This window comes from Shinella sp. WSJ-2, from assembly GCF_003432075.1.
Taxonomy (GTDB): domain Bacteria; phylum Pseudomonadota; class Alphaproteobacteria; order Rhizobiales; family Rhizobiaceae; genus Shinella.
The window spans coordinates 497,910-515,695 of sequence record NZ_QWBU01000002.1; the positions used below are offsets into that span (position 1 = coordinate 497,910).

The 17,786-nt window shown below is 54.1% G+C and carries 18 protein-coding genes and 2 tRNA genes; 16 read left to right on the forward strand and 4 right to left on the reverse strand.

Going from position 1 to position 17,786, the window contains the following annotated elements; translation table 11 throughout:
* Position 1 precedes the first annotated feature (1 nt).
* Together D0Y60_RS06575 and D0Y60_RS06580 are read left to right on the forward strand one after the other, a co-directional pair.
* Positions 2-1,228 carry a DUF6716 putative glycosyltransferase gene (locus D0Y60_RS06575; protein ID WP_117367982.1) on the forward strand — a complete coding sequence of 409 codons (1,227 nt, stop codon included), beginning with the start codon at positions 2-4 and terminating at the stop codon, positions 1,226-1,228.
* A 76-nt stretch (positions 1,229-1,304) separates the two neighbouring features.
* On the forward strand, positions 1,305-2,495 hold the full coding sequence (locus D0Y60_RS06580) for an AGE family epimerase/isomerase (RefSeq protein ID WP_117367984.1): 1,191 nt from the start codon (positions 1,305-1,307) through the stop codon (positions 2,493-2,495).
* Between the two features lie 64 nt (positions 2,496-2,559).
* Here the strand turns inward: D0Y60_RS06580 and D0Y60_RS06585 are convergent, their stop codons facing one another.
* The 4 genes from D0Y60_RS06585 to D0Y60_RS06595 form a co-directional block, all read right to left on the reverse strand.
* Positions 2,560-4,542 carry a glycosyltransferase gene (locus tag D0Y60_RS06585; RefSeq protein WP_117367986.1) on the reverse strand — a complete coding sequence of 661 codons (1,983 nt, stop codon included), beginning with the start codon at positions 4,540-4,542 and terminating at the stop codon, positions 2,560-2,562.
* Between the two features lie 8 nt (positions 4,543-4,550).
* Complete coding sequence (locus D0Y60_RS06590; protein WP_117367988.1) at positions 4,551-5,723, reverse strand: tetratricopeptide repeat protein; 1,173 nt, start codon at positions 5,721-5,723, stop codon at positions 4,551-4,553.
* A gap of 5 nt (positions 5,724-5,728) precedes the next feature.
* Positions 5,729-6,961: a DUF6716 putative glycosyltransferase gene (locus D0Y60_RS24580; protein ID WP_147324499.1), complete on the reverse strand. Its 1,233-nt coding sequence runs from the start codon at positions 6,959-6,961 to the stop codon at positions 5,729-5,731.
* Positions 6,962-7,279: 318 nt separating this feature from the next.
* Positions 7,280-7,354, reverse strand: a tRNA-Thr gene (locus tag D0Y60_RS06595).
* A gap of 148 nt (positions 7,355-7,502) precedes the next feature.
* On the opposite strand from D0Y60_RS06595, the gene D0Y60_RS06600 reads away from it, so the two are divergent.
* The 14 genes from D0Y60_RS06600 to D0Y60_RS06670 all read left to right on the forward strand — a co-directional run bounded on the left by D0Y60_RS06600 (position 7,503) and on the right by D0Y60_RS06670 (position 17,716).
* Positions 7,503-7,703 carry a hypothetical protein gene (locus D0Y60_RS06600; RefSeq protein ID WP_199564116.1) on the forward strand — a complete coding sequence of 67 codons (201 nt, stop codon included), beginning with the start codon at positions 7,503-7,505 and terminating at the stop codon, positions 7,701-7,703.
* Positions 7,704-7,868: 165 nt separating this feature from the next.
* On the forward strand, positions 7,869-9,161 hold the full coding sequence (gene murA, locus D0Y60_RS06605) for a UDP-N-acetylglucosamine 1-carboxyvinyltransferase (protein ID WP_117367996.1): 1,293 nt from the start codon (positions 7,869-7,871) through the stop codon (positions 9,159-9,161).
* A 105-nt stretch (positions 9,162-9,266) separates the two neighbouring features.
* A complete protein-coding gene (locus D0Y60_RS06610) occupies positions 9,267-9,704 on the forward strand; it encodes a DUF2948 family protein (RefSeq protein ID WP_117367998.1) in 438 nt (145 codons plus the stop codon).
* A gap of 46 nt (positions 9,705-9,750) precedes the next feature.
* Positions 9,751-11,049, forward strand: a complete 1,299-nt coding sequence (hisD, locus tag D0Y60_RS06615) for a histidinol dehydrogenase (RefSeq protein ID WP_117368000.1) — start codon at positions 9,751-9,753, stop codon at positions 11,047-11,049.
* Between the two features lie 3 nt (positions 11,050-11,052).
* Positions 11,053-11,529, forward strand: a complete 477-nt coding sequence (locus D0Y60_RS06620) for a UPF0262 family protein (RefSeq protein ID WP_117368002.1) — start codon at positions 11,053-11,055, stop codon at positions 11,527-11,529.
* Between the two features lie 4 nt (positions 11,530-11,533).
* On the forward strand, positions 11,534-11,995 hold the full coding sequence (locus tag D0Y60_RS06625) for a low molecular weight phosphatase family protein (RefSeq protein WP_117368005.1): 462 nt from the start codon (positions 11,534-11,536) through the stop codon (positions 11,993-11,995).
* A 145-nt stretch (positions 11,996-12,140) separates the two neighbouring features.
* Positions 12,141-12,359, forward strand: coding sequence for a translation initiation factor IF-1 (gene infA, locus D0Y60_RS06630; protein ID WP_007759621.1), 219 nt, complete (start codon positions 12,141-12,143; stop codon positions 12,357-12,359).
* A gap of 90 nt (positions 12,360-12,449) precedes the next feature.
* Positions 12,450-13,070: a Maf-like protein gene (locus tag D0Y60_RS06635; RefSeq protein ID WP_117368007.1), complete on the forward strand. Its 621-nt coding sequence runs from the start codon at positions 12,450-12,452 to the stop codon at positions 13,068-13,070.
* The gene (gene yacG, locus D0Y60_RS06640; RefSeq protein ID WP_117368008.1) at positions 13,070-13,279 is read left to right on the forward strand and encodes a DNA gyrase inhibitor YacG; all 210 of its coding nucleotides are present in this window, start codon (positions 13,070-13,072) and stop codon (positions 13,277-13,279) included. Before D0Y60_RS06635 ends, yacG begins: the two co-directional genes overlap by 1 nt.
* Positions 13,280-13,452: 173 nt before the next feature.
* Positions 13,453-13,528, forward strand: a tRNA-Phe gene (locus D0Y60_RS06645).
* 263 nt (positions 13,529-13,791) lie between these two features.
* On the forward strand, positions 13,792-14,394 hold the full coding sequence (locus tag D0Y60_RS24585) for a hypothetical protein (RefSeq protein WP_147324500.1): 603 nt from the start codon (positions 13,792-13,794) through the stop codon (positions 14,392-14,394).
* 445 nt (positions 14,395-14,839) lie between these two features.
* Positions 14,840-15,433 carry a Rossmann-like fold-containing protein gene (locus tag D0Y60_RS06660; RefSeq protein ID WP_117368014.1) on the forward strand — a complete coding sequence of 198 codons (594 nt, stop codon included), beginning with the start codon at positions 14,840-14,842 and terminating at the stop codon, positions 15,431-15,433.
* Entirely contained in the window at positions 15,418-16,056 is a 639-nt protein-coding gene (locus D0Y60_RS06665) for an alpha-ketoglutarate-dependent dioxygenase AlkB (protein WP_117368016.1), read from the forward strand. The genes D0Y60_RS06660 and D0Y60_RS06665 overlap by 16 nt, the downstream gene beginning before the upstream one ends.
* Positions 16,057-16,546: 490 nt before the next feature.
* Positions 16,547-17,716: a nucleotide sugar dehydrogenase gene (locus tag D0Y60_RS06670; protein WP_117368018.1), complete on the forward strand. Its 1,170-nt coding sequence runs from the start codon at positions 16,547-16,549 to the stop codon at positions 17,714-17,716.
* Positions 17,717-17,786: the final 70 nt, after the last annotated feature.

The window sequence follows — 17,786 nt, forward strand, 5'->3', positions numbered from 1 at the left end:
GATGCGTGTTCTTGCGCTTGCCGGTTACGATTCCTTTTTGAATGCCGCCACCTTAATCGCTCCACATTTTCAAGCAGCGGGCTGTCAGCTTGAGTATGCGCTGGTTCGCTCGCGCGCGGGGCGGCAACTTAGCCAAGAGCAACTTGAATCGTTCAGATTGACCGGAGGAGTACGGTGGATCTCTCTGGAGGATTTCTGCAAAAGCGGTGAGATTGGTGAGTTCGATATAGTGCTTTCGTGTCTGGAGGGACTCTCCACAAGGCGCCTTGTTCATTACCTCAGGCAGCTTGGTCCCAACCGCCCACTGCTCATTTCCGTATATCCAGGTCTCGTGCTGCGTTATGCTCTCGACGGATATTCCATGCGAACCAGCAGCGACCTCGTATGGTTGAATTGTCAGGCTGACCACGATGATTTTGTGCGTATGTGTACTGCTTTCGGCGTTGACAGCAGCGGGGCACGTGTTTTTGGGATAGCCTCCCTGTTGGAGAAGATCGATCGAAATACCAAAATTTCCAAAAGTGGGCCGGTTGTTTTCTTTGAGCAGGCAGTTATTCCGCGTTATCATGACGAAAGGCTCTTCCTCGTTAAGCAGTTGATCTCGCTGGTGAAGCGATATCCGGCCACGGAGTTTATCATTAAACCCCGTGCGATCGGTAAGGATGCAACTTTGCATAGGACATGGCATCCTATTGATTCCTTGATAAAGACTGCGGCTCGGGAAATTGGCGGGTGGCCGGATAATTTGAGGCTTAGCTCCGAAAAAGCCGGTGCTCTTTTGAGTAGAGCTTCTCTTTGCCTCACTGTAAGTTCCACTGTCGCCGCCGAGGCGGTCAATGCAGGGGTTCCAACCGTAATTATTGGCGATTTTGGGGCTCACGATGACTATGGTTTGGGCTATTTCTTAGACTCAGGGCTCATTCAGACATTTAGTGAGATCACGCTGCCAAGCACGGTGCTGCCCAATCCAAACTGGCTGGCGCGCTATGTGGCGGATCCTGAAAAAACAATCGCCGGATTAATCGAAGAGGCGATCCGAATGTCTAAAGAGCCGCGGGTGCCCATCGATGAACGATCCCCGAGAGCTGAAATGTCGGATACGCTACGTAATTATCTAATAGAGAAAAGAGGAGAGTCGAGTTTCCTTGGAAGGAAATACCAAGGGTGGAAAATAAAGTATTTCCCATGGCTCAATTCGATATTCTCTATCCTGTTACGTAAGGCATGAGAATTCGTAATATTAGAACATAAAATAGTTTAATTTGTGAGTCTTCAGAATGTCCAATGAAACCGTCGCTTACGAGATGCACTTATCAGCTTTGTGTGATCGTGTCAGTCAGCTGCGAAAGTGGTTGGATCAATATGCACTACCCATGTGGTGGATCAAGGGCGCCTCTCACCCTGAAGGGGGGTTTTACGAACGTATCACGCAAGATGCTGTACCGATGTCGGGCGATGACCGGCGCGCGCGCGTACAACCTCGGCAGGTCTATTGTTACGCCATGGCTGGTATTTCGGGCTGGAATGGCGAGTGGGAAAAAGCGATAGACCATGGCAGTTCTTGGTTTGATAAAATATATAAGCTTGAAACCGGCCTATACGGTTCATTGTCGGATGCAAAAGATCGACTTATAGACGATTCTTTCGACCTTTATAATCAAGCATTTGCTATATTTTCTATGGCTGCGATTGCGGAAGCACAACCAGAGCGGATGAGAATTCAGCAACAGCGCGCGCTTGATATACTTCAGGTGCTGACGGAAAGTTATAAACACCCAGACGCAGGTTTTGAGGAGGCGCGCCCTCCACGCGAGCCATTGTGCTCCAACCCTCATATGCATTTGTTCGAGGCGGCTTTAGCGTGGGAGGGCATTACCGGGAGCGCTAAGGAATGGACGAAGCTTGCTGATGAAATAGGATTCTTGGCGCTGCATCGCTTGATTGACGCCGATATTGGAGTACTTCGAGAATTCTTTGCCCATGATTGGACTCCTATGCCTAGCCATCAAGGTCGCATCGTGGAACCCGGTCATCAGTTCGAATGGGCTTGGCTACTAGCACAATGGGGTTTCCGGCGTGAAAACGAGCGTGCTCTTGTCAGCGCGAGACGGCTTTTTAAGATCGGGGAGGCGCACGGTATCTGCCAAGATCGCCACGTTGTAATGATGACGTTGCATGACGACTTTACCGTTCATAACGACACCGCTCGATTTTGGCCGCAGATTGAATGGTTAAAAGCGTCAGTTAGGCTGGCTTTGTATGCCGATCAAGGTGAGCGCGTGGCGTATATGAATTCCGCGTTAAAGGCTCTTGATGCGATTGATTTGTTCCTGGATCATCCAATTGATGGTCTTTGGTATGACAAATGGCCACGAGGGCAAGCAATAACCGACGAGCCGACCCCTGCCAGCACTTTTTACCACATTGTCTCAGGGATACTGGAGTGTGAAAAAGTGTTGCCGTTGCTGACGACTTCGGTATTCCAAGACATTTAAGGAAAGCAAAGAGTTTCATCCTCGCTCAAGCATTTACGCCGAGCGAGGATATATCCGCTGCCTTTCAGACGGGGTTCTCCTGAAGCGCGTGCAAGCTACTTAGCGCTCTTTTGGGAAGTGGTAAGGAGCCGTCAATTGTGAAGTCGATGAAGCTCATCTGCCTTGTAAGCAGTTCCCGCTGCGTGACAACATAAGCAAAATGGCCGCGTCCGTCTTCAGTCCATGTGCTTGTCAAACTATCTTCGCGTGTAGACATGGATTGGTGTTGAGCCGAATCGTAGAAGTAGTTCGATCCTCCCGTGCGATTGTAGTTGCTATCGCATCCGACCAATGCGAAGCGGCGATATCCCAAGGCAATTGCGATAGGGAGCGCGGCCGTCAAGACCCCTGTGCGGCCGTCCATCGCGAAGGCGTTGATATCTAGATTCGGATTGCTGCACTGATCAATGAATTTTTTGAACGGCTTTTCAAGCAAGATATAGTCGACATCGAAATCGCGATTCAGGCCAATTGCTTCAACATAGGGTCTGAAGTAGTAGCTAATCCACAATTTGGGGCGCCATCGTTTTTCATATAATTGCGTGAGAAAAGATTCTGGCAAAGCCGGCTTCTGAACGCACCAACCGCCGAACAGCATGTGGGATGACAGAACCAGGTGTTCCGGCTGCATGCTGTCGAAGTTCGGGTGGTTGATGAACCAGTTAAAGACAAATTTTTCAAATCCAGAAAACAGGTTCAGGTCGCTTTGTGCAAGCGACGGCCCGTTCCCAATGAAAACGCATGCGGGGACGTTATCTATCTGCGCTTTTTTTGCGATGGATATAAGCGGATTATTTTTTCTGTGCTGCAAATATACATGGGCTCGATGGACCTGTTTTAATTTGCGGAAATTATCTGCCCAAATAGGGTGAGTTGCGCGCACACCCTTGGAACTAAATGGAATTTCATCACGATTCAGGTATTCTGTCCTGAACCAGGGCTTGCTTCCCGTAAAGTGAAGTATTCTGACGAAGTCAGTCTCCATCTGGAGGAAGTTTTCGACGTATCTGGCATTGCAGTTGAAGTTTATCGGCAATATGCCAACATCTTTATTGGAAAGAAATTGGTTCCAGATTTTTTGATCGGCAAAGCGGTCAAGGAGTTCGCAGTAAGGCCTGTTGGACTTGCGAACGAGGTCTTCGATTTCTTGGTAATAATTTTCCCCTAGATATCGTGTTGGGAGAGATAATACTCCGCTGTTGATTATGTGCCTCCCTGTTGCTGGGCTCTTCGGGACGTAAGGATTAACTCCCACGTCATAGCAACCCAACACCAGATTCGGCTCTACATAGTCTGTTGGAAAATCCCTTGCGGATAGGCCGCGCCATGTTGCGCTTATGTCGCCAAGAATGAGCATGTCCGAATCAAGAAGGATCACCCGCTGGTATTGATCTTTCTTTAGGGCCATGATGTTCATGTACCCTAAGCTGCCAATACGCTTGTGGTTTCCACTAGTGCTTGGAATCTGGTCGAACCAAGACATGTCAGGGGTTTCAAATGTAATATTATGGTATATTTGGCGTAGGCAACTTTGTGCGAAATTTGAGATAGTTCCATCGTGAAAAACGAAGAAGTCGCAAGAAAAATTGGGGTAAACCTTAATTAAGGAAAGTAATAATCCTTCAAGTCCCGGTATAAACTTCCCGTTGGCAATCGTGATAAAGGCGATTGATGTGGGAGGAGTATATTTCTCTCCTATTGTTGCATCGAATTGAGCAAATTTTACTTCCGATAATATTTCTATTTCAGGTAGGGATAGCTCTTTCTTGGGGGATTTTATCTTTTTGAGTTTTGATCTCAGGTGAGATAAGTCCCTCTCGATAACGAAGGCATCTAAGCGGTTCAGTTTTTCTGCGGGCTGAGCGGCCGTTGTTGTTTTTTTGACTGTCTTCGTGATGGCCGGCGCATCCGGCTTTGCCTCTTTTGTCTTGGTTAAGGCATAAAATTTTTTCAGCGCACTTTTAATGCCGCGTCGTGCCTTGCTTTTTAGAGAATGGAAGTTGTGCATTGAGGGCGTTATCTTTCAGGGACGCTGGGGGATGTTTTCAGGCTATTCAGAATAGTCCGGGCGCGGGGCAAGCGTGGCCGGATTTCTATGGCGGTCTTAAGAAGCTTCACCGCTTCAGTTCGCTGGCCACGAGCAAGTAGTAGCTCGCTCAGTGAGCATAGGGCTGAATAGTGCTTCGGTCGAATGACTAGGCAACGCCTATATGCTTCTATGGCCTCATCACGTCTTCCTGCTGCGACAAGTGTCGATGCGTATGTGTCCGCTATCGTTATGGATAGAGGGGCGCGGCGCGCTGCCTCTCTCGCGTAGTGTGTGGCTCCCGTAGGGTCGTTGTTCCGCAGTAAAACCTTGGAAACCAAATGCTGAGCGTCTGCCCAATTTCCCTCTAGGGTGTCCAGCTCTTTCGCCATGACCTCTATCGCGTCATCGCCACCTAAATAGCAGGTCTCGACCATTCTGTTAATGATGGCAACGGACTTGCCTTCAAGGCAATCATCGTCTCTGTTGATGAACCCGTCTATCGCAACAGAGTCGAGATGCTCGCCCTTACTAAACGCCTTTATGATGCGATCATAGGCGCCAATTCGGGTCAGATAGGCTGCAACAAGGTGATCTTGATCTGCAACCGGAACAATCTTCGTATTAATCCAATTAATTCGCTTTACGTTGTAAATATCCACAAAGTCTGCGGCTCCGAAATATAGTACGGAGAAATGCATCGGATTTTTTTCTATATAGTCCTTCAAGTCAGCATCTTCCGGGCGAACAGAATTCGCTGGTGTGTGTGGCAACCTTGTATCTAGAATGGTTTGTGGCGAGGTGGCCACGCATAAATCACATGGCAATGAAGCGGCCAGCTTCAGGGCGGCATAGCCTCCCATTGATGAGCCAAACGTCATCGTCGCAGTAGGTTGAAGCTTTTTTTGGATCGCGGCTATTTCGGATACGAGTTGCGCCCAATTTTTCACTTTTTTGTTTATGCCCGCCGTATACCATAAATCGGCAGGATCTCTTAAATATAGAACATGAATATCTGGAAATTTTTCAAATAATTTAAAATAGCTGAAGCCATTTGAGTTAACGGAGCTGAAGACAATTGCAAGCGGAGAGCGCTTGGGCGCTCGTGATTTTCGTAAAAGAATTCCATTTGCCGCCGAAGAAATTTTCTTGAATCGGAACATCTAGTTTATCTCCTTAAGTTGCCGCTTATAATTTTTTTTATCCGCGACTTTATCCATTTGAATGCGCGGATAGCGGCAGGTCGGCGAACCGTGATTTTCCTCTGTTTCCTTCCTTTTTTCTGAGCGGAAAATGAATAGGGTTTTGACGTGAAGTGTGAACGCGCCTCGAGATATGCCGATTGTATTCTCGGCATTTGTCCTGATATGTTCGCCTTATGCATTTCATTGATTTGGCGCAGGAGTTCGCCTGGACGCTCAATTTCGTGCTGGCGCAACCACTCTCTTGAAGCGCTGCCCAGATCGTCATCTGAAATTTGAGCAAAGGTACGCAGAAGGCCTGATCCGACAAACATTGGGCTGCCAAATGCTTCCTTCAGCCCGATGTCTGCGACGATCGCGACGCGGCACCCTTCGCAGATAGCTTCAAGTGCAGCCGTAGAGGAAATTGTGATCAGCAAATCTATTTTTGGCAGCAAATGAACGATCGGTTCATATGTGATCTTGAGATTGGTGGGAATCTTTCTCGTCTGCGCAAAAAATTCTTCCGGCGAATATGTTGCTTTTTTATATGATGTTTCTCCCGGGCGAAACCTTGGCTTCACCAAAACCGTGCGCTCAGGATGGCGGCGGGCATATTCCGCTAGGCTTTGATATATATAAAAGCGATCATTTGGGCTTGGGGGGATGGCGGCCTGATCCGCGTAGATGATTGTATCTATCTTTCCTGTTCTCATCGGCTTGATGACTTCCGGCAAGATAGAGAGTCCGGTGAGAAGAATCTGTTTTTCAGGAAGCTTGAGTTCCGCCGCCGCTGCCGAAAATAGGGCAGCATCAAATGGAGAGTTCGCGCAGACGATATCCGCGCTTGCCCGCGCTAGATAGCCGGCCAAATGATTGGTGACGACCACGCCACAGTAAGCCGCGATCATGATTGGACGAGTTGTTGAGGAGGACGTGGCCTGCCTTAGTGCGAGTAGGTACTTTTCACAAAGGTCGCCATTTGTAACAAAAACTACGGCGTTTTCCGTGGACCACGCTTGTAAGGCTTCCGTCATCGTCAATATACGCAATGCTGAGAAATCAAGCCCTGAGTTTCTGACTTGTTCTGGCGTTGCTTTGAAGTCGGACATAACGGTATGAAAGCTTACATCCCAGCCGGCTTGTTCGAAGCGGCGTGAGGTGGCATGGCACCATTTAAACTCGGAGTCATGCGCAGCCACAAATGCGATAGACGGCATCGGGTCTCCATTCGAACATAAGATTTAAGGTGGAGAGCTTGAGCTGAACAGTTCACTTGAATGCGAGGCCGCACCGCCGCATGATATACGCCCTGAAGCAAATATAACATAAGCTGCTCAGAAGCGCATAAATCACGATACTAAGCTTCAGCCGTGTTCAGTTCTCTGAAGCTACGTTGACGCGAAAACTCCTAAGCTTACCAATCCCTTTGAAATTATACGGACCGGTATGTGGTGTCAATTGCTGCAGCGCAATCCTGACGGTCGAAGCTTCAATTAGTATTGGAGAACATTGCCTGGCGATGACATGAACGAGAATGGTGCTGCTAGAGAGATTTGAACTCTCGGCCTCTCCCTTACCAAGGGAGTGCTCTACCCCTGAGCTATAGCAGCATCTTGCGAAGCGGAAGGCGCTTTCGCGTGAGCGAGGGCCTATTGCCATAGGTGGATGGGCAGCGCAAGCGGCGATTTTGCGATTATCGCAACAAACTGATGATGGCGGTGCTTTTTTCGCGTGCCTGTTTTCATTATGAGAAGGGATATGAGCGGCAAGGACGAGACGAAAAGCGGGAAAATCAGGACGGAGGCGGAGATCCGTGCGGAGCGGCTGGCCAAGACGCTGCGCGACAATCTCCAGCGCCGCAAGCAGCAGGCGCGCGCGCGCCGTGCCGGCGAGGCGGATGAAACGACGGGTTTGCCCGGGAGCGCTTCTGCCGCAAAAAAAGACGAATCGGGCGGTTAGTCGACACTGTCTTCACCACGAAGGCTACGGGGGTGGGTGTCCAGCCGGCGTGCGCGAAAGCGGGCGGGCGGCACGGTCTTCATTTTTCTTTCGCGATGCTCTAAAGAGGCCGCAATCTCCGAAAGCCTATATCTCAAGAAAGGCGGGCCCGGCCCGTAATCGCATATGGATCGTATCAGGATTGTAGGCGGCAACGAACTCAGGGGCATCATTCCGATCTCCGGCGCCAAGAATGCCGCGCTGCCGCTGATGATCGCGTCGTTGCTCACCGACGACACGCTGACGCTGGAAAACGTGCCGCATCTCGCCGACGTCGAACAGCTCATCCGCATTCTCGGCAACCACGGCGCCGACATCACCGTCAACGGTCGCCGCGAGCGCCAGGGCGAGGGCTATTCGCGCACCGTCACCTTCACCTCGCGCAACATCGTCGATACGACGGCGCCTTACGAGCTGGTCTCGAAGATGCGCGCCTCCTTCTGGGTCATCGGCCCGTTGCTCGCCCGCGAAGGCAAGGCCCGCGTCTCGCTGCCCGGCGGGTGCGCCATCGGCACGCGCCCCGTCGACCTTTTCATCGAAGCCCTTGCGGCGCTCGGCGCCAAGCTCGAGATCGACGGCGGCTATATCGAGGCGACGGCACCGGCCGGCGGCCTGATCGGCGCGCGCTACACCTTCCCGAAAGTCTCGGTCGGCGCGACGCATGTCCTCATGATGGCCGCGACGCTCGCACGCGGCACGACCGTCATCGGCAATGCCGCCCGCGAGCCTGAAGTGCAGGATCTCGCCAAGTGCCTGAACGCCATGGGCGCGAAGATCACGGGTGCGGGCACCTCCACCATCACCATCGAGGGCGTCACCCAGCTGTCCGGGGCGCGCCACCGCGTCCTGCCGGATCGTATCGAGACCGGCACCTATGCCATGGCTGTGGCGATGACCGGTGGCGACGTCGTGCTGGAAGGCACGGAAGCATCTCTCCTCGACACCGCGCTTGAGGCAATCCGCCGTTCCGGCGCCGAGATCACCTCCACGGAAAGCGGCATCCGCGTCGTGCGCAACGGCGGCGGCATCAAGCCGGTCGACGTCGTCACCGATCCCTTCCCGGGCTTCCCGACGGACCTGCAGGCGCAGTTCATGGGCCTGATGACCAAGTCGAGCGGCATTTCGCACATCACCGAGACGATCTTCGAAAACCGCTTCATGCATGTGCAGGAACTCGCCCGCCTCGGCGCGAAAATCTCGCTCTCCGGCCAGACGGCCAAGATCGAGGGCGTCGAGCGCCTGCGCGGCGCGCCCGTCATGGCGACCGACCTGCGTGCCTCCGTCTCGCTTGTCATCGCCGGCCTTGCCGCCGAAGGCGAGACGATGGTCTCGCGCGTCTATCATCTCGACCGCGGCTTCGAGCGCCTCGAAGAGAAGCTCACCCGCTGCGGCGCCATCGTCGAACGCGTCAGCGATTGATCTTTCCCACGCGGCGGCGTTGCAGTCCGCCACGTGCCGTCCTATCTCGTTGAGCGAATATACAGGATGCCGCATCTGGCGGCATCCACGGGAAGGACACGGATTATGGACAGCCTGAAACTGCTCGCCCTCGACGCGGAAGACCTCGCCGTCGTCTCGGCCCATCTCCAGGATGCGGTCTTCAAGACCGACGGCCTCGCCTTCGACGCCCGCCAGCATGTATTTTCGGTCGTCGTCAACCGCTTCGTCTGGGAAAATGCCGCAGGCCGCGGCAAGAGTTTCGAGCGCCGCCGCGCCGTCGTCGCGTTCAAGCGCGTCAACGCCGTGCGCTCCATCGGTATCGACCGCAAGGATACGAGCGCCGTTTTCTCCTTGCTCGCCGTAAACTTCACGCCGAAGGGCGAAGGCCCGGAAGGAACGCTTGATGTCGTGCTGTCGGGCAATGCTTCCGTAGCGCTCGATGTGGAATGCGTCGAAGTTCAGCTTGCAGATACCGGCGGAGCGTGGGAAACCAGCTTGAAACCCCGCCATCCAGCGGTTTGAATGCATGAACCGGCAGATTTGCCGGGAGACGACAGGGACGACAGACTTGGCGATCAGACTTGACTACCAGAGCAGCGATTTCGAAAGCCGGTTTGCTGCCTTCCTGACCACCAAGCGCGAGGTCTCCGAAGACGTCAACGCTGTCGTGCGCAGCATTATCGATGATGTGCGCGCCCGCGGCGACAAGGCGCTGGCCGATTACTCGAAGAAGTTCGATGGTCTCGATTTTTCCGTGACCTCCATGCGCGTATCGCTGGAAGAGATCGAGCAGGCCTATGACGCCGTCGATCCCAAGATCATCGCCGCCCTTGAACTCGCCGCCCAGCGCATCGAAAAGCACCATGCCCGCGCGATGCCGAAGGACGATATCTACGAAGACGATATCGGCGTCGGCCTCGGCTCGCGCTGGACGGCGATCGATGCCGTCGGCCTCTATGTGCCCGGTGGTACGGCGAGCTACCCAAGCTCGGTGCTGATGAATGCCGTGCCGGCCAAGGTCGCTGGCGTGCCGCGCCTTGTCATGGTCGTGCCGGCCAAGGAAGGTGAGATCAATCCGGCCGTGCTTGCGGCCGCCCGCATTGCCGGCGTCGATGAAATCTACCGCATCGGCGGCGCGCAGGCCGTCGCAGCACTCGCTTATGGCACCGAGACCATCGCGCCCGTCGCCAAAATCACCGGCCCCGGCAATGCATTCGTCGCCGCCGCCAAGCGTCAGGTCTTCGGCACCGTCGGCATCGACATGATCGCCGGCCCCTCGGAGGTGCTCGTCATCGCCGATGCCGACAACGATCCGGACTGGCTCGCCGCCGACTTGCTCGCTCAAGCCGAACACGATGTCGGCGCCCAGTCGATCCTCGTCACCGACAGCATCGAGCTTGCCGATGCCGTCGAGGCCGCTGTCGAACGCCAGCTGAAGACGCTGGAGCGCGCGGAAACCGCCGCCGCAAGCTGGAGGGATTTCGGCGCCATCATCCTGGTGCCGGACCTGAAGAAGGCCGTGCCGCTGGCAAACCGCATCGCCGCCGAGCATCTGGAAATCGCAACTGCCGATCCCGATGCGCTGATGCCCGAGATTCGCAATGCCGGAGCCATCTTCGTGGGCCGCCACACGCCGGAGGTCATCGGCGATTATGTGGGCGGCTCCAACCACGTTCTCCCGACCGCCCGCTCGGCCCGCTTCTCCTCCGGCCTTTCGGTGCTCGATTACATGAAGCGCACGTCGATCCTGCGTCTCGGTCCCGATCAGCTGCGCGCACTCGGCCCTGCTGCCGTGACGCTGGCGGAGGCCGAAGGCCTTGGCGCCCATGCCCGTTCCGTCGCCATCCGGCTCAATCTGGAGAGCTGAGGCATGGGCACGAAGGGCAACTTCCGCCTGTGCGACGTGGTGCTGGACGATACGATCGGCCGCGCCACGCCTGATGTAGAGCACGAGCGTGCGGTTGCCATCTTCGATCTCATCGAGGAAAACTCCTTCGAGCCGGTCGGTCATGCTGGCGGCCCTTACCGCCTCAATATCTCGCTTCTCGACAGCAAGCTGGTCTTCGCCATCCGCACGGAGGGGGGCGAGGACGTCGCGACCCATATCCTGTCGCTGACGCCGTTCCGCCGCATCGTGAAGGATTATTTCCTGATCTGCGAAAGCTATTACCAGGCGATCCGCTCCTCCACGCCGAGCCAGATCGAGGCGATCGACATGGGCCGGCGCGGCATCCACAACGAAGGCTCGCAGACCCTGATGGACCGGCTGTCAGGCAAGATCAAATTCGATTTCGACACCGCCCGCCGGCTGTTCACGCTCGTCTGCGTTCTCTATTGGCGCGGGTAAGCGGATGGAGGGTGTTTTTCCGGCACTCGACAAATCCCCATCACGGACACCCCGTTCGATCCTCTTCATGTGCCGCATGAACGCCGTGCGCTCGCCGATGGCCGAGACTTTGGCCCGCAGCCTGCTGCCCGGCACCTATGTTGCCTCCGCCGGCATCCGCCCCGGCGAGCGCGACCCTTTCGTCGATGCCGTGCTCGGTGAGGTCGGCCTGTCGCTCGGCCGCCATGCGCCGCATTCGCTGGACGAGCTTGAGGACGATTATTTCGACCTCATCGTGACGCTTGCGCCAGAGGCCCATCACGCCGCCCTGGAGCTCACCCGCTCCATGGCCGTCGATGTCATGTACTGGCCCACCCCCGACCCGTCCGTCGCCACCGGGACGCGCGACCAGATTCTGCATTCCTATCGCGACGTGCGCGAGCACCTGAAGCTCTTGATCGAGAAGCGTTTGAAGCCCCCCGGCTGAGCGCAAAACAGCCATGTTTCCGGCAAATGCAGAAAGCCTGCGCTTCGGTGTTCACAAAGCCCCGGGGATTGTGTAGTTTCCGGCAACTTTTCGGGGCCGGCATAAGGCATGCCCCAAATCCACCTCCAAGGAATACCGCTCGAACATGGCAAAAGAAGAAGTCCTCGAATTTCCCGGCATCGTGACGGAATTGCTCCCGAACGCAACGTTTCGCGTCAAGCTTGAGAACGAGCACGAGATCATCGCGCACACCGCAGGCCGCATGCGCAAGAACCGCATCCGCGTTCTCGCCGGCGACAAGGTGCTGGTCGAGATGACCCCTTACGACCTCACCAAGGGTCGCATCACCTACCGTTTCAAGTAAGACGCTTTTCAAAGTCCTGGGGCAACGCCCTCGTTCGGCCCCTGGCCCGAGAGCGAAATCCGGCGCCCCCGGCGCTTTCCCGGAGATCCCATGGCGCAGACCGACAAGCTCATCCTCGCCTCCGGCTCGCCGCGCCGCGTCGAACTGCTCGCGCAAGCGGGTATCGAGCCCGCGCGTCTGATGCCGATGGATATCGACGAGACGCCGAAGCGGTCCGAGCATCCCCGCTCGCTCGCACGGCGCCTGTCGACCGGCAAGGCGCAGGCGGCCCTTGCCGCCATCAAGGGTGATCCGGCCTTCGCCGGCAGCTACATCCTTTCCGCCGATACGGTCGTCTCCGTCGGCCGGCGCATCCTGCCGAAGACGGAAATGATCGACGAGGCCTCCAGCGCGCTGCATCTGCTCTCCGGCCGCAGCCACCGCGTCTTCACCGGGGTCTGCCTCATCACGCCTGACAGGACCCTGCGCCAGAAGGTCATCGACACGAAGGTCCGCTTCAAGCGGCTGTCGACTACCGATATCGAACAATACCTCGCCTCCGGCCAATGGCGCGGCAAGGCGGGTGGCTATGCCATCCAGGGCATCGCCGGCACCTTCGTCGTCAAGCTCGTCGGCTCCTACACCAATGTCGTCGGCCTTCCGCTCTACGAGACCCTGACGCTGTTGTCGGGCGAGGGTTTCGATGTGCATGCCGGCTGGGCGCACACCTGATGACGGACGAGCCCGAAAAGCCCGCCGCGAGCGTCGCACCGCTGCGCAAGGCGGTGCCCTGCCCGATCTGCAGCCGCCCCTCGGCGCGCGAGCATTACCCCTTTTGCTCGAACCGCTGCCGCGATGTCGATCTTAACCGCTGGCTCTCCGGCTCCTATGCGATTCCGGTTGCCGACGGGGAGGAAAAAGCCGAAGACGACGATCTGTGAGCTGTATGCGCATGGTAAAAAGCCAATCTTTTCATAAACTTGAAAAGACTGTCATTTTTCCCGCAAAAAACCGCCGATAGGGGTGGACACATTTTTGCAAGATGTTATAACCCCGCTCGCTTCCGGGGCGAAACCAAACGCCCCACGGATTTCCAACAGAAATCCAAGCAGATGCCCGGATAGCTCAGTTGGTAGAGCAGCGGATTGAAAATCCGCGTGTCGGTGGTTCAAATCCGCCTCCGGGCACCATTAAGCCCTTAAATTCATTGAATTTTCGAAAAGCTCTTTGAGCCCGCTTGCGCTGGAAATACGCTAGCACACGTCTAGCACACCCCGAAAAATTGCTCTTTTCCTTCAAGGCTTGGCGTGCCTACCACAGTCACGCTGTAGCACAATTTTAGCGCATGGTGGCTAGCAACGTAACAACTTGAGAGTGTCATGTTGCAGCGTACGAAGCTGAACAAACAACCTTTTAGCCTTTTTTTCGGCAACCCGGAGACAGTATCTGGTCCGTGCGCTTTTCATCCGGTGGCAAGCAGATCAGGAAAAGCCTCGACACCGATGACTATGACGAGGCCCATCATCGGGCGTATCAGATGTGGAGTGAGGCGGACTATCGCGTAAAGAACGGACTGACAGCGACTATCCATCCTTTTCATGAAGTCGCAGAGGAGTTCATCAAGCTTGTTGAAAGCGAGAGCGAGCGTGGTAATCGCAGCGAGTACCAACCGAGGGATTGGCCTCCAGTCATTCGCCGGTATCTCATCGGCTTTTTGGGCGACAAGTCCATCGATGCAATCCGCGAACCGGATATTGAACGCTATATCGAATGGCGACGAACCTATTGGACGACCGGGCCGGGAAAAGACATCGGATACATCCGCTATGAACGCGGTGGCAAAATCCCGCGGCGCTCTGCCAAGCACGAGGTGCCTTCTATAAGTCGCCAGCGTGGCGAGCTTGTGATCGTTCGAGCCCTTTTCCAGCAGGCTCTGAAGTGGGGGATACACCGGCAAGATCGAAATCCCCGACATCAAGGTCCGGAAGAGGGTCGACGATCGACGCCCAAGCTTTACGCCGGAAGAATTTGCACCGCTCATCGCCACGAGCGTTGAGCGAATTCATCCCGCACCAGGTGGACGAAAAGCTCTTTCTCGGGATGGCCGTGTTCAGCGCCCACCTACAGGGACACAGCTGCTTAAAATTTCGTTCACCGATTAGCTCCGCGGGGATGAAAAATTTTACTCACGACATTTCTCTCAATCGGGCAAGAGATGCTAAGAAAATTAACTGCAATAATTTCAAAGCCTTAACGAAATTGAAATTTCTCTGCGACGCGAAGTGGTTGCTTAATCGATAGGTTAGCGTCCTCGGCGCCATCTCTCATGAGACGCTTGTGAAAAATGAGCGGATCATGAGGTAAGGCACAATGTCTAAGGGTGATCATGCTGTTCGAAGGATCGCCGACAATATTGCCTGGCAAAGATTTTGGCTTTCCGCGATCGCGCTAAAACGCGCTCTTGATTTTAAGGCACCTTTCGATTTCAAAGCGGTAGCGAAATCCGGGCCAACACTCCTAGTGGGAGAAGGCAACTTCAGTTTTCCGTAGCCCTCTCGGATTTACTGGGTAGCGCAACATCGAACATGACGGCGACGACCTTTCAGCCAACGAATGAGTATTCAGATATTACGAGCCAAAATGCGAGAGTTCTGCGGAGCAGAGGCGTTCGCACGATGGCAAGTGTTGATGCCACAAATCTATCCCAGTGGTTTGGCCGAAGACGGTTTGATTTAATCGTTTTTCAGTTCCCGAATGTCGGCAGTCGTAACCCTCGTTACGGGCGAAATCCCAACCATATCCTGGTGCGGTGTTTTCTTAAGAGTGCAGCGGCGCATCTTTCAGGCGAAGGGCAAGTCGCGATTACCGTCGTAAATAGCTCCCACTATGATGGAGCTTTTGATATGGATGGGGCGGTCGAGCGCAATAATTACGCATTGCCTGTTGCCTATCCGTTCCGCTTTTCGGACTATGTGGGTTACTCGCATGTGAAGACGAAGGACGACGGCGTTGGAACCGTCGACGAGAGCGACGAATTTGTGACCTACGTTTTTCGGTTAAAGGAGAGGATTGGTCATAAATGGATCACGCCTTAGATGCGGCAATCCTACCTCCGGGTGCCATGTACATTACGGAATTCCTTTCCCGAGAGGAGGAAGAGGCAATCAAAGATCGACTCGACGCCGGAGAATGGAGCAATACGCTTAAGCGCCGCGTGCAGCATTTTGGGTATCTCTATGACTATAGAGCGCGTGCCGTCACTGCAGACACTTATCTGGGTAAGCTACCTGAATGGCTTGAAACGCTTGCGGAACGATTGGTCGCGCGCGGCTATTTCGTTGATTTTCCAGATCAAGTGATTGCGAATGAATATTTGCCGGGTCAAGGCATAAGCGCCCACGTTGATTGTGTGCCATGTTTCGATGACACGATCATTTCCATAAGCCTTTTATCCCAATGCGAGATGATTTTTCGGGAACGGTCCAGTTGCAGATCACTTGCTGTGTTGCTCCATCCACGCTCATGCATATTGCTGAAGGGGGCGAGCCGATATGACTGGACACACGAAATTCCAGGCCGAAAGTCAGATGTCGTGGACGGTACGAAGGTGAATCGCGACAGAAGGATATCCCTGACGTTTCGAAAGGTTACCCAGGCTACTGGAAAATCTTCCAAGGCAGCCTGCGGCTTCTTGGGGCGAGGAATGCTGCCAGCTTAGCCAGCCGTCGGTTAGCGATATGGGGAAAGCATTTTGGTGAGAGCCGTAAAACATTTACTGAGAATAGAGTTACTCATCCCCATGAATTCCGAGGGTTCCCCCCGAGCGCCCTTACACCTCGATTGATAGCCCTAAAATTCGGATATTTTCTGCGGTAGCCGCAGGTTTAAAAATATACTTTCGTTCCGGCTTCGCCGTCGAAGTCGCTCACGATCCAGCCTATATCATAACAACGGCTTCGACTTTGATTGACTCGACACGAGGTAGCTCAATGAATAGATAGTGTCGTCGTTGCCGTATCGCTCTCAAAAATGGGGCCAGAAGCTCCTTCATTCACATGTCGGATAACACGCCATAAGAACGTTTCTTCTCCTGGAAACCTGCTACAGGGAGAATGTCTCGTTTCGAAACCGTAGTCTCTGAATCCCAAAACCGAGGGCTTTCGGCTTCGCTGCATTATATAAAGCCAACCTGCCACTCAGAGGTTCGAATGGTTAATATCACCGTAGCTGGCATCGGATATGTCGGTCTCGCCAACGCTATCCTTCTTGCTCAACACAACCATGTCATCGCTTATGACATCGATACACATCGTGTTGCAAAATTGAATGAGCGCACGTCCCCGGTCCTCGACCCTGATATAGAAACCTATCTGCGCACCAAGCCGCTCCAACTTAAGGCAACCACTGACAATGTAGAAGCCTTTTCGTACGCGGACTTTGTCATCGTAGCAACGCCAACAAATTATGATCCGGATAATAACTCCTTCGACACGAAAAGTGTGGAAGACGTCATAAATGAAGTTCGCAAGCTCAATAGTACGGCAACGATTGTTATTAAATCCACGATTCCCGTGGGCTATACAGATGCATTGAGGAAAGCCCGGGGCGATAGCCATATATTTTTTTCGCCTGAGTTTTTGCGCGAAGGCAAGGCGCTCTACGACAATCTCCACCCTTCACGGATTGTGATGGGCGCCGATACGTCCGAAGCGCGGCATTTTGCCCGACTGCTGCAACAAGGTGCTGTAAAACAGGACATTCCCGCACTTTTCACTGGCTCCGGTGAAGCGGAAGCGATAAAACTCTTTGCCAATACGTACCTCGCCATGCGTGTTGCATATTTTAATGAACTTGACTCCTATGCCATGTCGCACGGCATCGATACCCGCCAAATTATTGAAGGTGTAGGCCTCGACCCGAGAATCGGCAGGCACTACAATAATCCGTCTTTTGGCTATGGCGGATATTGCCTTCCGAAAGACACCAAACAGCTTTTAGCCAACTTTGATGAAGTGCCGCAAAATCTTATTCGTGCAGTTGTCGACGCCAACTCAACTCGAAAAGACTTCCTTGCAGCAAGGATCGTTGCTCACAATCCTGGTGTTGTAGGTCTCTATCGCCTAACGATGAAGGCGGATTCGGACAATTTCCGCGCTTCCTCCATCCAGGGCATCATGAAGCGCGTTAAAGCGAAGGGCATTCCGGTTATTATCTACGAACCCGATTTCATTGGAGACACGTTCTTTCGCTCCGAAATCGTACGCGATCTGGCTAAGTTCAAAGAACGCGCGGACATTATCGTCGCAAACCGCCTATCTGATGACATCACAGATGTTCGTGACAAAGTTTTTACTCGAGACGTGTTTGGTACAGACTAGGTATCTACCGCCCTGGTCGGCTATCGATTGCATTGAACGGATGCCTCTAGGCTTTGAACCGCACCGGGTT

What these genes read in the sequence shown, in the direction of transcription:
- D0Y60_RS06580 (WP_117367984.1), top strand. Translation starts at nt 1,305, where the DNA reads ATGCACTTATCAGCTTTGTGTGATCGTGTCAGTCAGCTGCGAAAGTGG.
- D0Y60_RS06600 (WP_199564116.1), top strand. Translation starts at nt 7,503, where the DNA reads ATGAGCGGCAAGGACGAGACGAAAAGCGGGAAAATCAGGACGGAGGCG.
- D0Y60_RS06585 (WP_117367986.1), bottom strand. Translation starts at nt 4,542, where the DNA reads ATGCACAACTTCCATTCTCTAAAAAGCAAGGCACGACGCGGCATTAAA.
- infA (WP_007759621.1), top strand. Translation starts at nt 12,141, where the DNA reads ATGGCAAAAGAAGAAGTCCTCGAATTTCCCGGCATCGTGACGGAATTG.
- D0Y60_RS24580 (WP_147324499.1), bottom strand. Translation starts at nt 6,961, where the DNA reads ATGCCGTCTATCGCATTTGTGGCTGCGCATGACTCCGAGTTTAAATGG.
- yacG (WP_117368008.1), top strand. Translation starts at nt 13,070, where the DNA reads ATGACGGACGAGCCCGAAAAGCCCGCCGCGAGCGTCGCACCGCTGCGC.
- D0Y60_RS06610 (WP_117367998.1), top strand. Translation starts at nt 9,267, where the DNA reads ATGGACAGCCTGAAACTGCTCGCCCTCGACGCGGAAGACCTCGCCGTC.
- D0Y60_RS06625 (WP_117368005.1), top strand. Translation starts at nt 11,534, where the DNA reads ATGGAGGGTGTTTTTCCGGCACTCGACAAATCCCCATCACGGACACCC.
- D0Y60_RS06670 (WP_117368018.1), top strand. Translation starts at nt 16,547, where the DNA reads ATGGTTAATATCACCGTAGCTGGCATCGGATATGTCGGTCTCGCCAAC.
- murA (WP_117367996.1), top strand. Translation starts at nt 7,869, where the DNA reads ATGGATCGTATCAGGATTGTAGGCGGCAACGAACTCAGGGGCATCATT.
- D0Y60_RS06665 (WP_117368016.1), top strand. Translation starts at nt 15,418, where the DNA reads ATGGATCACGCCTTAGATGCGGCAATCCTACCTCCGGGTGCCATGTAC.
- D0Y60_RS06635 (WP_117368007.1), top strand. Translation starts at nt 12,450, where the DNA reads ATGGCGCAGACCGACAAGCTCATCCTCGCCTCCGGCTCGCCGCGCCGC.
- D0Y60_RS06575 (WP_117367982.1), top strand. Translation starts at nt 2, where the DNA reads ATGCGTGTTCTTGCGCTTGCCGGTTACGATTCCTTTTTGAATGCCGCC.
- D0Y60_RS06590 (WP_117367988.1), bottom strand. Translation starts at nt 5,723, where the DNA reads ATGTTCCGATTCAAGAAAATTTCTTCGGCGGCAAATGGAATTCTTTTA.
- D0Y60_RS06620 (WP_117368002.1), top strand. Translation starts at nt 11,053, where the DNA reads ATGGGCACGAAGGGCAACTTCCGCCTGTGCGACGTGGTGCTGGACGAT.